Annotated in this window: 15 protein-coding genes; 6 read left to right on the top strand and 9 right to left on the bottom strand. The window is 67.1% G+C overall.

Annotated features, from left to right (window positions below; translation table 11 throughout):
- Positions 1-173: 173 nt before the first annotated feature.
- Together BMZ69_RS00680 and ruvX are read left to right on the top strand one after the other, a co-directional pair.
- The gene (locus BMZ69_RS00680) at positions 174-1,178 is read left to right on the top strand and encodes a tripartite tricarboxylate transporter substrate-binding protein (RefSeq protein ID WP_092153783.1); all 1,005 of its coding nucleotides are present in this window, start codon (positions 174-176) and stop codon (positions 1,176-1,178) included.
- A 49-nt stretch (positions 1,179-1,227) separates the two neighbouring features.
- The gene (ruvX, locus tag BMZ69_RS00675; protein WP_092153781.1) at positions 1,228-1,728 is read left to right on the top strand and encodes a Holliday junction resolvase RuvX; all 501 of its coding nucleotides are present in this window, start codon (positions 1,228-1,230) and stop codon (positions 1,726-1,728) included.
- On the opposite strand, the gene BMZ69_RS00670 is transcribed toward ruvX, so the two are convergent.
- Complete coding sequence (locus BMZ69_RS00670) at positions 1,725-2,054, bottom strand: hypothetical protein (protein ID WP_092153779.1); 330 nt, start codon at positions 2,052-2,054, stop codon at positions 1,725-1,727. The genes ruvX and BMZ69_RS00670 overlap by 4 nt on opposite strands.
- Positions 2,055-2,211: 157 nt before the next feature.
- Positions 2,212-2,631, bottom strand: a complete 420-nt coding sequence (locus BMZ69_RS00665; RefSeq protein ID WP_092153777.1) for a hypothetical protein — start codon at positions 2,629-2,631, stop codon at positions 2,212-2,214.
- 241 nt (positions 2,632-2,872) lie between these two features.
- Between BMZ69_RS00665 and BMZ69_RS30960 the strand changes: the two genes are divergently transcribed.
- Entirely contained in the window at positions 2,873-3,190 is a 318-nt protein-coding gene (locus BMZ69_RS30960) for a hypothetical protein (RefSeq protein ID WP_139218946.1), read from the top strand.
- A gap of 239 nt (positions 3,191-3,429) precedes the next feature.
- Positions 3,430-3,552, top strand: coding sequence for a hypothetical protein (locus BMZ69_RS32325; protein ID WP_280142052.1), 123 nt, complete (start codon positions 3,430-3,432; stop codon positions 3,550-3,552).
- A 17-nt stretch (positions 3,553-3,569) separates the two neighbouring features.
- Here BMZ69_RS32325 and dprA read toward each other — a convergent pair whose 3' ends face one another.
- The 6 genes from dprA to panB all read right to left on the bottom strand — a co-directional run bounded on the left by dprA (position 3,570) and on the right by panB (position 8,807).
- Positions 3,570-4,778, bottom strand: coding sequence for a DNA-processing protein DprA (gene dprA, locus BMZ69_RS00655; RefSeq protein ID WP_092153773.1), 1,209 nt, complete (start codon positions 4,776-4,778; stop codon positions 3,570-3,572).
- Entirely contained in the window at positions 4,779-5,402 is a 624-nt protein-coding gene (gene plsY / locus BMZ69_RS00650) for a glycerol-3-phosphate 1-O-acyltransferase PlsY (protein WP_092153772.1), read from the bottom strand.
- A gap of 29 nt (positions 5,403-5,431) precedes the next feature.
- A complete protein-coding gene (pyrC, locus tag BMZ69_RS00645) occupies positions 5,432-6,736 on the bottom strand; it encodes a dihydroorotase (RefSeq protein WP_092153770.1) in 1,305 nt (434 codons plus the stop codon).
- Entirely contained in the window at positions 6,729-6,971 is a 243-nt protein-coding gene (locus tag BMZ69_RS00640) for a hypothetical protein (RefSeq protein ID WP_092153768.1), read from the bottom strand. Before BMZ69_RS00640 ends, pyrC begins: the two co-directional genes overlap by 8 nt.
- 5 nt (positions 6,972-6,976) lie before the next feature.
- Positions 6,977-7,921, bottom strand: coding sequence for an aspartate carbamoyltransferase catalytic subunit (locus BMZ69_RS00635; RefSeq protein WP_092153766.1), 945 nt, complete (start codon positions 7,919-7,921; stop codon positions 6,977-6,979).
- A gap of 64 nt (positions 7,922-7,985) precedes the next feature.
- Complete coding sequence (gene panB / locus BMZ69_RS00630; RefSeq protein WP_092153764.1) at positions 7,986-8,807, bottom strand: 3-methyl-2-oxobutanoate hydroxymethyltransferase; 822 nt, start codon at positions 8,805-8,807, stop codon at positions 7,986-7,988.
- Positions 8,808-9,019: 212 nt separating this feature from the next.
- Between panB and topA the strand changes: the two genes are divergently transcribed.
- Together topA and BMZ69_RS00620 are read left to right on the top strand one after the other, a co-directional pair.
- A complete protein-coding gene (gene topA, locus BMZ69_RS00625) occupies positions 9,020-11,662 on the top strand; it encodes a type I DNA topoisomerase (protein WP_092153762.1) in 2,643 nt (880 codons plus the stop codon).
- Between the two features lie 84 nt (positions 11,663-11,746).
- Positions 11,747-13,834 carry a methyl-accepting chemotaxis protein gene (locus tag BMZ69_RS00620; RefSeq protein ID WP_092153760.1) on the top strand — a complete coding sequence of 696 codons (2,088 nt, stop codon included), beginning with the start codon at positions 11,747-11,749 and terminating at the stop codon, positions 13,832-13,834.
- A gap of 204 nt (positions 13,835-14,038) precedes the next feature.
- Here the strand turns inward: BMZ69_RS00620 and BMZ69_RS00615 are convergent, their stop codons facing one another.
- Positions 14,039-14,314 carry a hypothetical protein gene (locus tag BMZ69_RS00615; protein WP_092153758.1) on the bottom strand — a complete coding sequence of 92 codons (276 nt, stop codon included), beginning with the start codon at positions 14,312-14,314 and terminating at the stop codon, positions 14,039-14,041.
- Positions 14,315-14,357 lie beyond the last annotated feature (43 nt).

Here is a 14,357-nt window from a genome sequence, read left to right as displayed (position 1 = left end):
CCTCGCTTCACAGGCGCGTCAGAGCGTCGATCGATCGCAATCGACGCATCATCAACTTGTTGCCAAGTGTTTCTAAAATTTCGCTCGAACAGAGCGATCCAAGCTCGAGGACCGAAAGACCACGAGATTTCGACCAAGCCGACGCAGAGCGGCCGCCACACCGGAGGACACGAATGATCGCCCAATTCCGCAGATTCCTTACGACGCGCCGCGGCGCCCTGGCAGGGCTGCTCCTGCTCGGGCTGGGCGCGCCCGCTCTGGCCCAAGGCTTTCCGAGCAAGCCGATCACCCTGATCGTGCCCTTCGCCGCCGGCGGCCCCAGCGACGTGATCGCTCGCCTGCTCGGCGAGCATATGGGCCGCACGCTCGGCCAGCAGGTCATCGTCGAGAACATTGCCGGCGCCGGCGGGACGGCCGGCGCCAAGCGCCTGGTCTCGGCAGAGGCCGACGGCCACACCTTGCTGATCCACCATCTCGCGCTCGCCGCGGCGCCAGCGCTCTACAGCAATCTCGGCTACGACACCTCGACCGCTTTCGCGCCGGTCGGCTTGGTCAATACCGGCCCGATGGTGATCGCCGGCAAGCTCGCTTTGCCGCCGGTCGACGGCAAGGCTTTCTTCCCCTACGCCAAGCAGCAGGCGGAGAAGCTCACCGTCGCCCATGCCGGCGTCGGGTCCAACGCACATCTATGCGCCGTGCTGATCTCGCAGGCGCTCGGCGTCAAGCTCGCCCAGGTCGCCTATCGCGGCACGGGGCCGGCGATGAACGACCTCGTCGGCGGCCAGGTCGACGTGCTCTGCGACCAGTCGACCACGGCGGTGCCGCAAATCCAGTCCGACAAGATCCGCGCCTATGCGGTGACCTCGCCGGAGCGCCTCGGCGTGCTGCCGAACGTGCCGACCTCGCGCGAGGCCGGCACCGAGATCGACATGACGATATGGCACGGGCTCTACGCCCCGAAGGGAACGCCGGCTGCCGCACTCGGCAAGCTGAACGGCGCATTGCAGGCGGCGCTGAAGGACCCGGCCGTGCTCGATCGCTTCAAGGCGGTCGGCACCAGCGCCTTCCCGACGGCGGAATGGACGCGCGAAGCCCATGGCAAGCGCTTCGCCGCCGAGGTCGCCAAATGGGGCGCGGCGCTGAAGGCGGCCGGCCTGACGCCGCAGAACGCCAACTGAGTCGAGCGGGCCGCTCGCCTCCGCGGGCGGCCCATGCTACCGGCGGCGGATGAGCAATCTCGTCGACCTGGACCACTTCCTCGCTCTGCCCGAGCACGCTCGCCTGCTCGGGCTCGATCTCGGCACCAAGACCATCGGGCTCGCCTTGTCCGATGTCGAGCGCCGGATCGCATCGCCGCTGGAGACGATCCAGCGCGTAAAGTTCAAGCAGGATGCAGCAGCGCTGCTCAAGGTGGCGCAGACCCACGCGATCGCCGGGCTGGTGATCGGCCTGCCGCTCAACATGGACGGGACGGAGGGACCGCGGGTGCAGTCGACCCGCGCCTTCGTGCGCAATCTCGCGCCGCTGACGGCGCTGCCGATCGTGTTCTGGGACGAGCGGATGTCGACGCTCGCCGTCACCCGCACCTTGCTCGATGCCGATGCCTCGCGCGCCCGGCGGGCTGCCGTCGTCGACAAGATGGCGGCAGCCTATATCCTGCAGGGCGCGCTCGACCGGCTCGGCCGCCTCGAATCGGAGGCGGGCGAGCCGGAGGACGACCAAGGCTAGGGCATGATGTAGCCGTTCTTGAACGCCTTCTTCTGCGCCCGGCGATGGTTCTTGATCGCCCGCTTCTGATCTTCGATGCTCATCCCGGCGAGCGGATTGCGAGGATCGGGCCCACGCCGATAGTCGCCGCCATAACGCCGGTCGTCGTAACGTCGCCGATCGTAGCCCCGGTCGTAGCCACGATCATAACCGCGATCATAGCCAGGGCGTTCGTAACGGCGGCCGTAGCCGTCATTGTAGTACTGGGCCATTGCCGTACCGGAGCAGAGCACCGCCAGGGCGACCGCACCGCAGCCGGACAGCAGCGTCTTGAGCGAAGGTTTCATCGTCTTTCTCCAAGGTCGACAAGGCGACGGCTCCGGGTTCGGAGCCGATTGTTCCCGCGCGGCGAAAAGGGCCACCACCGTCGATGGACGGAAATGACCCTTCGCAGCCTAGGCGTCAGGCGTTCGGAATTTATTAAGGCTATTGTCCGGGCGGGACTCAGCGATAGCTGCCGCCAGCCGGATCCCTGATGTTGTCCGGATAGTAGCCGTAATGGCGAGGGCCGTAGTAGCGGCGCGGCGCGACATAGACGGGCTCTTCATAGACATAGCGCGGTCCGTAGCCATAGCCGTTGTCATAGCCATAAACCGGTTCGGCATAGGCGGGCCTGCTCGCCGCGATGGCAGCAGCGCCGAGGATACCGAGACCGACGCCGGCAGCGATGGCAGCGCCCCGGTTACCCCCGCGCCAGCCGCGACGATAATATTGCGAATAATCGACCTGCGCCGCGTCGAGACGGCTCTTGTCGAAGCCGACCGGGCGAGTCTCGCCGGCGATGACGGGGCTCAGGCCCGCCGCCAGAACACTGCCGGTGACGGCGAGCGTCACCAGGAAGCGGCTCTTTCCGAAAACTGACATGGCACTCTCCTTCCGGCGAAATTTCGCCTTGCCGCTCGATCTAACGCGCCTCGGTTGAACCGGGCCTGAACCAATCGCGGCCAAATTGCGACGCGGAAGAAACGCGCTGATCGCGGAGACGTTCCATACAAGAAATTTTATACACGCAGTGATTGCATTATTCGAAGGCGAGTAGCAAGAATAGCCCTTGTCGAACACCGGTTCGTTCCCCCGGGCTGACGCTACCGCGAGGGCAGGAGAAATGAGAAAAGCAACATCACGGCGACTCAAGGAGGATAAAATCTATCCGGATGACAATCGCTTGCCCCGAGTGCCCGATCTCGGCCGGAGCGTGCGGGTTTCACCGGGCCCGCATAGCATGGACGCGATGGCGCGAATGCAACTTGAGGTTGCCACCTATATCGAGGAGATCAGTGTGGAGCTGGGCGCGATGGCACGGGCGGCGCAACTCAGCAGCCTCGCTTATTTCGTCGACATGACGCGGCTGGAGGCTGCGATCAATCGCCGGACCTGCCTTGTTCAGCTGGGTGAGGCGAGCGATATCGACAGTGGAGCTTAGTTCCGCGTGTCCTTTGCCGATTATTAAATTATAGGTTGCATTGTTGTTTGACAGCAACCTGACGGGAGTGCCCCATCCCGGCTTCTCCAACGACCGACGCCTACGCCCCCAGCACTTTTGCGACCTGCCGAACCCCGCCTGTCCACGGCGAATCCGAAACCCTGGCGCTGCAGTTCCTCGTCGCGAAACGAGCCCGTCAACGGGAGCTCCAGCGCGATCTTGCCGTCAAGGCGACGACGATGCTCGCCGAGCTCGGCACGCAGGCTCGCGCCGCCGATCTCGACCTGCTCGTTACCCTCCTGGAACTCGCAGCAGCGGAGGCCGAGCGAGAGCGCGACCGCTGGGGCGAAATGATCGATTGATCGCCGGCCACGATCACTCATCCCGACCGCGAGAGCGCACCACCGGCGTGACGCTGCACCACGCCCTCCAGCTCCAGTTCGAGCAGGATGCGGCTGACCTCGCGCGCAGGCCGGCCGCTGGCGCGAACAAGATCATCCATCGCTATCGGCGCTGAGCCGATCAAATCGAGCAGGCGTCGATGCGGGACGTCCGCAATAACGTCCTGTTGCTGCGGAAACCCGCTTTCGAGCTCGAGCTTCGGCGCCGGCAGCACCTCCGGCAAGTCGAGCTCGTCCCAGAGCGCCTCTTGACGCGCAGGCGGCTCTCCCCCCTCGCGCGCAAGGAACGGCACAGGACCGAACAGATCGCCTTGCCGCAGCATCGGCGCCAGCACGTCGACGATATGCGCCGTCTCGGCACAGAGGATCGCGCCCTCGCGAATCAGGTGATTGCCACCCTCCGCGCGCGGATCGAGCGGCGAGCCCGGCACGGCGAAGACCTGCCGGCCCTGCTCGTTGGCGAAGCGGGCGGTGATCAGCGAGCCGGATTTGCGCGCCGCCTCGACCACGACCGTTCCCAGGGCCAGGCCCGAGACCAGGCGGTTTCGCCGCGGAAAATCACGCCCGCGCGGCACCCAGCCGAGCGGCATCTCGCTCAGCGCCGCGCCACGCTGGCGGATGCGATCGAGCAAGGGAATGTTCTGCGTCGGATAGACCTCGTCGAGCCCGCCGGCCAGCACCGCGATCGTGCCGCTCTCCAGGCTCGCCTGATGAGCTGCCGTATCGATGCCGCGGGCAAGGCCCGAGACGACGACAAAGCCGGCATCGCCGAGCTCGCGCGCCAATGTCGCGGTGAATTTCAACCCGGCAGCCGAGGCGTTGCGCGAGCCGACCACGGCAACGCAGGGGCGGTTCAGCGCCGCCGGGTCGCCGTCGATCGCGATCAGGGGCGGGGCGGAATCGATCGCCTGCAGCGGCACGGGATAAGCGGCTTCGCCCAGCGCGATCAGATGGGCGCCGCGCCGGCGCAGCGCCTCGAATTCCCGCTCGGCCTCAGCCGGTGTGCACAGCCTCAGCGACCGCCCGGCCTGCCGGCCGAGCTCCGGCAAAGCGTCGAGCGCCCCGGCCGCGCCGCCGAAGCGGTTGACCAGAGTGCGGAAGGTGCGCGGGCCAATGCTTTCGCTGCGGATCAGGCGGAGCCAGTCGAGGCGTTGCCGGTCGTCGAGAGCGAAACCGGCCATCGCCATTCAGCCCTTCTGTCCGATCTTGCCCTCGCGGCCGGCGAGCAGCCTCGTGATGTTCTCGCGATGCATGAACCAGAGCAAGAGCGTGAGGATCGCCATCAGCCCGGCCATCTGGACGTCCCGTACCCAGAACCAGAGCAGCAGAGGGGTCAACAGGCTGGCGATCAGAGCCGAGAGCGAGGAGTACTTGGAGAGGTAGGCGATGCTGAGCCAGATCGCGGCGAAGATCAGCGCGATCGACCATTTCAGCCCGATCAGGATGCCCAGGAAGGTGGCAACGCCCTTACCGCCTTTGAAGCGCAGCCAGACTGGAAAGAGATGGCCGATGAAGGCGCCGAGGCCGGCGGCGAGCGCTGCGTTCTTGCCGCCGAGCAGCCAGCCGGCGAGGAGCACCGCGGCGGTGCCCTTCAGCATGTCGCCGAGCAGCGTCAGCGCCGCCAGTTTCTTGTTGCCGGTGCGCAGGACATTGGTCGCGCCGATATTGCCGGAGCCGATCGTGCGCAAATCGGGGCCGCCGGTCAGCCTTGTCAGGATGATGCCGAACGGGACCGAGCCGCAGAGATAGCCGAGGACGAGCGCGGCGAGGCCCATAGGCCCCGAAAACGCCCAAGCGAACGCCTCAGCCATGCAATCTCCCCTGCCCGTCTTGGTTGAACTTACGCGGGTTCGCCGCGATAGACCACCCGGCCACCGACGAAGGTCGCCTGGACGATCCCTTGCAGCCGCGCCTCGTCGAAGGGCGAGTTCTTGGCACGGGATTTCAGCTTGCGCTTGTCGACGACGAAGGGGGCGTCGATGTCGACCAAGGCGAGATCGGCCGGTGCGCCTGCCGCCAGCCGGCCACAACCCAGGCCCAGCAGTTCAGCCGGCCGGCTCGACAGGGCGGCGAACAGCGAAGCAAGGCCTATCTGCTCGCCATGATAGAGCCGGAGCGCCGCCGGCAGCAGCGTCTCGATGCCGAGCGCGCCATTGGCGGCCTCGGCGAAGGGCTGACGCTTGGTCTCGACATCCTGCGGGTCGTGGTCGGAGACGATGACGTCGATCAGCCCCTCGGCCACCGCCGCGATCATCGCCAGCCGCTCGTCCTCATGCCGCAGCGGCGGCGAGACCTTGCAGAAGGTGCGGTACTCGCCGACATCGTTCTCGTTCAGGCAGAGATTGTTGATCGAAACGCCGCAGGTGACGGAAAGCCCGTCTTCCTTGGCCCGGCGGATCAGTACGAGCGAATCCGAGCAGGAGACCATGGCGGCGTGATAGCGGGCGCCGCTGGCGCGGGCGAGGCGCAGATCGCGCTCCAGCATCACCGTCTCGGCCTCGTGCGGGATGCCGGGAAGGCCCTTGCGGCTGGCGAACTCGCCCTCGTTCATCACGCCGACGCCGCGCAGATCGGGGTCTTCGACATGGTTGATCAGCAGCGCGTCGAAGTCGCGGGCATAGATCATCGCCCGGCGCATGACCTGCGGGTTGCGCACGCCGTTGGCGCCGTCGCTGAAGGCGACCGCGCCGGCTTCCAGCAGCAGGCCGAACTCGGTGATCTCCTTGCCGGCGAGCCCCTTGGTCAGAGCCGCCGCGGGCAGGACATTGACGATGGCCTTGTCGCGGGCGCGGCGCTTGATGAAGTCGATCACCGATGGATCGTCGATCGGCGGGTCGGTATCGGGCCGGCAGATCACCGTGGTGACGCCGCCGGCGGCAGCGGCCTGCGAACCGGTCCCGAGCGTCTCGCGGAATTCCGCGCCGGGCTCGCCGAGAAAGGCGCGCAGGTCGACGAGACCGGGGGCGAGGACGAGACCGCCGGCATCCTCGACCGCGATGCCGGCGGGCAGGTCAGGGCGATCGCCGCCCCAATGGACATCGGCGATGACGCCGTCGCGGATCAGGACGCTGCCGACGCCCTCGCGCCCGGAGGCCGGGTCGACCAATCGCGCGCCGATGATCGCAAGATCGCTGCTGTCAGCCATCGCTACGCTCGACCCCGTTCATGCGCTCGCGGCGCTGCGTGAAGACATAATGCCAGAACCCGATCAGCCCCCAGATGCCGACGCACAGGAGCGCGCCCAGCAGCACGATCAGCCAGGTCCAGGCGGAGCGCGGTTCGGCATAGACAAAGCCGGCCACGACCACGAGATAGAGGCCGACGAAGACGATCCGAGCCCGGCGCATCTGTCGCAGCAGCCAGGCGAGGAAGAGCTCCATCCGGCTCAGCCATTTGGCAGATGCTGCGCGAGCGCATCGAGCACCGCCATACGCACGGCGACGCCCATCTCGACCTGCTCGCGGATCAGCGACTGGGCGCCGTCGGCCACTTCGGAGGAGATCTCGACGCCGCGATTCATCGGACCGGGATGCATGACGAGCGCATCCGGCGCCGCCAGCGAGAGCTTGTCGCGGTCGAGCCCGAAATAGCGGAAGTACTCTTTCGAGGACGGAACGAAGGCGCCGTTCATGCGCTCGAGCTGCAAGCGCAGCATCATGACGATGTCGACGCCCTCCAGCCCCTTCCTCATGTCACGGAAGACCTCGACGCCCATGCGCTCGACACCGGTCGGCAGCAAGGTCGAGGGCGCGATCAGGCGCACCTTGGCGCCGAGCGCGCTGAGGAGGATGATGTTGGAGCGGGCGACGCGCGAATGCACGATGTCGCCGCAGATCGCGACGGTAAGCCCCGCTATCCGGCCCTTGTTACGGCGGATGGTCAGGGCGTCGAGCAGGGCCTGCGTCGGATGCTCATGGGCGCCGTCGCCGGCATTGACGACGGAGCAATCGACCTTGCGGGCGAGCAGATTGACCGCGCCGGCGGCATGGTGGCGCACGACCAGGATGTCCGGCCGCATCGCGTTCAGCGTCGCGGCGGTGTCGATCAGCGTCTCGCCCTTCTTCACGGAGGAGGAGCCGACCGACATGTTCATCACATCGGCGCCGAGGCGCTTGCCGGCGAGCTCGAACGAGGCCTGGGTCCGCGTCGAGGGCTCGAAGAACAGATTGATCTGGGTGCGGCCGCGCAGCGTCGCGGTCTTCTTCTCGACCTGGCGCGAGAGCGCGACATAGGTCTCGGCGCGCTCGAGCAGGGCCTCGATATCCAAATGAGACAGCCCCTCGATCCCGAGGAGATGCCGGTGCGGATATAGCGGTGCGGTCGATGTCATTTGAAGACCGCTGTTTAGGGGCGAGTCGTGGCCGGCGCAAGGCAGCGCGTATGTTCTCTGTGGGTCACTCCGCCTTCAGCGAATAGACATGCGCCTCGCCCGGGAACTGGCGGCTGCGCACCTCGGCGGCATAAGTCCGCACCGCCTCGCGGGTGTGCCCGGCCAAATCGCCGTAAGCCTTGACGAATTTCGGTACGCGGCCGGTGAGGCCGAGCATGTCGTCGAGGACGAGGACTTGTCCGTCGCAGGTGGCGGAGGCGCCGATGCCGATGGTCGGGATCGTAATTTTCTTGGTGATCTCCGCCGCCAACGGCTCGGCGACCGCCTCGACCACCAGGGAGAATGCGCCGGCATCGGCGATCGCCTCGGCGTCGGCGATGAGCGCTGGCCACTGCGCCCTGCTGCGCCCCTGCGCCTTGTAGCCGCCGAGCGTATTGACCGCCTGCGGCGTCAGGCCTACATGGCCCATGACCGGCACGCCGCGTTCGACCAGGAAACGCACCGTCTCGGCCATGCGCAGGCCGCCCTCTACCTTCACTGCGCCGGCGCCAGTCTCCTTCACCAGCCGGGCTGCATTGCGGAAGGCCTGCTCGCGGCCCTCCTCATAGCTGCCGAAGGGCATGTCGATCACGACGAGCGAGCGCGCCGTGGCGCGTGTCACCGCCTGGCCGTGCAAGCTCATCATCTCCAGCGTCACCGGGACAGTGCTGTCGAGGCCGTAGACGACCATGCCGAGCGAGTCGCCAACCAGCGCGACGTCGGCGACCTCGTCGACGATCTTCGCCATCGGCGCCGTATAGGCCGTCAGCGCGACGATCGGCTCGCCGCCCTTGCGGGAGCGAATATCGAGAGAGGTCAGCCGGCTTGTCCGGTTCTGCGACGACATGCTGGGTCTCCTTGACATAGATCAAAAACAGCATCGGCTGGTGACCTAGCCTGACCGCCCTGCCCCGGAAAGCAGAATCGGGTTTGACAGGACCGGCCGCGTGAACCACTTTCGCGCGCAATCCCGAACCGGTATCAACGCGCCCCGCGCCAAGTTCGGCGAGGCTGGTCGCCAGTGCCCGCCTTACCCTTGCCTATGAGATCGAAAGCGTCATGAAGCTCCTCGTCGTCGAGTCGCCGGCCAAGGCCAAGACGATCAACAAATATCTGGGCTCGGACTACGAGGTCATCGCCTCGTTCGGGCACATTCGCGATCTGCCCGCGAAGGACGGCTCGGTCGATCCCGAGAACGACTTCGCCATGCTGTGGGAGACCGAGGGCCGCGGCGCCAAGCAGGTCGCCGAGATCGCGCGGGCGGCAAAGAACGCCGAGAAGGTCATCCTCGCCACCGACCCGGATCGCGAGGGCGAAGCGATTTCCTGGCACGTGCTGGAGGCGTTGAACCAGAAGCGCGCCATCAAGGGCATTCCGGTCGAGCGCGTCACCTTCAACGCCGTGACCAAGGATGCGGTGCAGAAGGCGCTGGCCAATCCGCGCCCGATCGACCAGGCGCTGGTCGACGCCTATCTCGCCCGCCGGGCGCTCGACTATCTCGTCGGCTTCACGCTCTCGCCGGTGCTCTGGCGCAAGTTGCCGGGCGCCCGCTCGGCCGGGCGCGTGCAGTCGGTGGCGCTGCGGCTGGTCTGCGACCGCGAGCGCGAGATCGAGGCCTTCCGAGCCCGCGAGTATTGGTCCCTGGTCGCGACCCTCGCGACCCAGAGCGGCGCGACCTTCGACGCGCGCCTCTCCGGCGCGGACGGCAAGAAGATCACCCGGCTCGACATCGGCACGGGCGAGGAGGCGCATGCTTTCAAGGCGGCGCTGGAAACCGCGCGCTTCTCGGTCGCCGAGGTCGAGGCAAAGCCGGTCAGGCGTCACCCCCAGCCCCCGTTCCAGACCTCGACCCTGCAGCAGGAAGCCTCGCGCAAGCTCGGCATGGCGCCGGCCCGCACCATGCAGGTGGCACAGCGTCTCTATGAAGGCGTCGATATCGGCGGCGAGACCGTCGGCCTGATCACCTATATGCGTACCGACGGCGTCGACATGGACGGCTCGGCGATCGCCGCGGCGCGGCGGGTCATCGGCAAGGAGTTCGGCGACAACTACGTGCCGGACGCCCCGCGCAAATATACGGTCAAGGCCAAGAACGCGCAGGAAGCGCACGAGGCCATCCGCCCGACCGACCTTGGCCGGCTGCCGGCGATGGTCGCGCGCCATCTCGAGCCGGAGCAGGCCAAGCTCTACGAGCTGATCTGGAAGCGCACCATCGCCAGCCAGATGGAATCGGCCTCGATCGAGCGCACCACGGTCGACATCGCCGCCCAGGTCGGCGCCCGCGCGCTCGAACTGCGCGCCACCGGCCAGGTCGTGCTGTTCGACGGTTTCCTGACGCTCTATCAGGAGAGCCGTGACGACGAGGAGGACGAGGACTCCAAGAAGCTGCCGGCGATGAAGGCCGGCGACCCGCTGGAGAAGCGGGCGATCGCCGCCGACCAGCATTTCACCGAGCCGCCGCCGCGCTTCTCGGAGGCGAGCCTGGTCAAGCGCATGGAGGAGCTCGGCATCGGCCGGCCCTCGACCTATGCCGCGACGCTCGCCACCCTGCGCGACCGCGAATATGTCCGCGTCGAGAAGAAGCGGCTGGTGCCCGAGGACAAGGGCATGCTGGTCACGGCGTTCCTGGAGAGCTTCTTCAAGCGCTATGTCGAGTTCGACTTCACCGCCAGCCTGGAGGAGAAGCTCGATCTGGTCTCCAGCGGCGATGTCGACTGGAAGGCGCTGCTGCGCGAGTTCTGGGACGAGTTCACCAAATCGATCGGCGAGACCAAGGAGTTGCGCGTCGGCGACGTTCTGGAAGCGCTGAACGGCATCCTGGGCGAGCACGTCTTCCCGCCGCGCGCCGATGGCGGCGACCCGCGCCGCTGCCAGGTCTGCGGCACCGGCACGCTCTCGCTCAAGCTCGGCAAGTTCGGCGCCTTCGTCGGCTGCTCGAACTACCCCGAATGCCGCTTCACCCGCCCGCTCAGCGCTTCGGCCGCCGAAGGCGAGGCCTCGGCCGAGGGCGGACAGGCCGTCAACGGTGTCCGCACCCTCGGCAAGGACCCGGTCAGCGATCTCGAGGTCACCGCGCGCGAAGGCCGCTTCGGCCCCTATATCCAGCTCGGCGATGGCGAGAAGCCGAAGCGCTCGAGCCTGCCCAAGGGCGAGACTGTCGGGTCGCTGACGCTGGAGAAGGCGCTCGCTTTGCTCTCGCTGCCGCGCGAGGTCGCCAAGCATCCGACCAGCGGCGAGCCGATCCTCGCCGGCATCGGCCGCTACGGTCCTTACGTCCAGCACGGCAAGACCTACGCCAATATCGACAAGGACGACGACATCCTCGACATCGGCGCCAACCGGGCGATCGACCTGATCGTCGCCAAGGAGAGCGGCGCGGGCGGCAGGCGCTTCGGCAATGCCGCGGCGACGCCGGGCCGCGATCTCGGCGAACACCCGCAGGGCGGCAAGATGGAGGTCAAGGCCGGCCGCTACGGTCCCTATGTCGCCTGGGGCAAGGTCTACGCCACTCTGCCGAAGACGATGGCGCAGGAGAGCATCACCGCCGAGCAGGCGATCGAGCTGGTCAACGCCAAGGCCGCGGCCGGCGGCGGCGCGAAGGGCAAGGCGAAGGCTCCTGCCAAGAAGCCTGCAGCCGCAAAGAAGGCGCCAGCAAAGGCCAAAAGCGCCAAGCCCAAAAAAGCAAGCGCAACCGAGGGCTGAAGCCAGTCACGGTTAACTCCGGATTCAAGGCCTCTCGTTACCTTGCAGCGCCGCAGTCGAACTAGCGGCCTGCGAGGGGAAATCATGAAATCCATCAGGACCCAGATTCTGGGGCTGATCGCGATTGTCGCGGCCGGCGCCTTGGTTGCACTCGGTTGCGCATTGCTGGCGATGACCCGCATCGACACGATGAACGGACGCTCGTCGCAGCAGAACCACATCGCCCTGGCCGCCGAACGGCTCAACGTCGCGGTCAATCTGGTCGTCGCCGATTCCTACCTCGTCTACACCGCACGCAACCCGCATCTCGCCGGGATCGCCGCGACGACGGTCGAAGGCGGCCTCGCCAAGGTCGAGGAACGCCGCAAGGACCTCGCCAAGCTCGTCCCGCCGGCCGAGCGCGAGCGCATGGAGAAGATCAGCGGCCTGATCACCGAATTCGTCGCCATCCGGCTGGAGACGACGCGCATGGTCCGGGAGATCTCGGCCCGCGCTGCGGAAGCCTGGGGCAACAGCGACGCCAGCAAGAAGAACCGCGCGACGCTGCAGGAAGAGCTCACATCGCTGAGCAGTTTCAACGAGACGCTCGCCAACGAGGTCGATGCAGCCTCCAGCGCCTTCTCGGAGCAGGTGCGGACCTGGCTGCCGGTCGCGCTGGTCGTGGTGCTCGGCGGCGCGATCTTCGGCGCACTGGTCTTCTCGCGGCGCTCGATCATCCGCCCCCTCGTCGATCTCGGCGGCACGATGAGCCGCCTGACCGCCGGCGAGACCCAGATCGAGGTGCCGCACACCAAGCGCCGCGACGAGATCGGCGAAATGGCGCGGGCGGTCTCCGTCCTGCGCCAGAGCACCGAGCAGGTGGCGCTGCTGCAGGAGCAGGAGCGCGCCGCCTCCGCCGCCCGGATACGTTCGGCCGATGCGATGGCCTCGGTGGTGTCGGATGTCGGTGAGGTTGTCGCCGCAGCAGCTGCCGGCGACTTCTCGGCCCGGCTCCAGATCGACCATGGCGACGAGCAGATGCAGAAGCTGGTCGCCGGGATCAACGAGATCAATGCGGTGGTCGACAATGCCACCACCGAGTTCGTCGCGGTGCTGCAGGCGCTCGCCGCCGGCGACCTGACCAACCAGGTGCCGACCGCCTATCGCGGTCGCTTCGCCGAATTGAAGGATGCGATTAACGAGACGATGTCGCGCCTGTCCGCGACCGTCAGCACGATCCAGACCATGTCGGCGGATGTCGGCCTGTCGGCGCGCGAGATCAACATGGGCGCCGACGACCTCTCCAAGCGCACCGAGGAGCAGGCTTCCTCGCTCGAGGAAAGCGCCGCGACGACCGAAGAGCTCGCCGCCTCGGTGAAGGCTGCGGCCCAGGCCGCCCAGCAGGCCGTGCGCCAGGCCGGCGAAGCCATGCAGGTCGCGCAAACCGGCGGCAACATCGTCACCGACGCCGTCTCGGCGATGGAGCGGATCGAGGCGGCTTCCAAGAAAATCTCCGACATCACCCGCGTCATCGACGACATCGCTTTCCAGACCAATCTGCTGGCGCTCAACGCCGCGGTCGAGGCTGCCCGCGCCGGCGATGCCGGCAAGGGCTTTGCGGTCGTCGCGTCCGAAGTGCGCACTCTCGCCCAGCGCTCAGGCGAGGCGGCCAAGGATATTTCGGGGCTGATCTCCTCTTCGAACATCGAGGTCGAGGCCGGCGTGAAGCTGGTGCGTCAGGCCGGCGATGCGCTCACCCGCATCGTCTCCGCCTCGCAGAGCGTCCAGGCGACCGTCTCGGAAGTCGCCGCCGCTTCGAGCGAGCAGGCCAACGGCATCGAGGAGATGAGCCAGACCGTCGCCCATATGGACGAGATGACCCAGGCGAACGCCGCGCTCGCCGAGCAGAGCGCCGCCTCCGCTGGTGCGTTGTCGGGCAAGATCGGCGAGCTCAACGCGCTGGTCGCCGGCTTCCGGACCGGCGAGAGCGCCAGAGCCGCCTCGCCTCAGTCGGCGACGTTCGTATCGGCCAGCGCGTCAGAGCCAGGACGACTGCAGCAGCTTGCGGAAGTCGCCTTTGCCCAGCACAAGCCGACACCGCGTCGCGAACGGGCTGCGCCCGCTCCCGTGCCGGCGCCGGCCCGCAAAGTCGCGAACGCCCGCGGCGGTGACGCGGGCTGGGAGGAGTTCTGAGACCGCTCACCCACAAAATCCTGTCTGCGATGTCCCGCCGAACCTTGACTTTGGTCATCCCGGGCTTGACCCGGGATCCATGCCAGAACGCTTACGAATAAGGTTCGGGCATGGATCCCGGCTCTGCGCTTCGCTCCGGCCGAGATGACTGGTGTGGTTCCAGTGCAGGAATGAGCTGGCGGCGCGCCGCAGCCGCTCCTTCTGTCAGGGCCGCCTGATGCGCTGCAGATGGCAGATTTTGACCTGCCCGCCCCTGCCGTCCGAACGCCAGCTGCAGCCGGGATTGCGCGGCCGCCCTTCGTAGATGTGGTAGACGCCGCGGTTCCGGCGGTCGAAGCGCTGATTCGAGACGTCATGCCCGCCAATGCGGACATTGTTGCCGAAACGCACTTCGGCGGCGGCCGGAGCGGCCACCGCCAGAGGGAGCGCTAGCGCAGCAAGCACCAGCAGGGATGTCGGAAGATTGGCCGGTCTGATCATGCTCCGATCAGACCAGCACGGTCCTTATCGCGCAAGCCAGCGG

It is taken from the genome of Allobosea sp. CRIB-10 (genome assembly GCF_900112185.1).
GTDB lineage: Bacteria > Pseudomonadota > Alphaproteobacteria > Rhizobiales > Beijerinckiaceae > Allobosea.
This window is presented reverse-complemented; position numbering and strand designations above follow the sequence as displayed.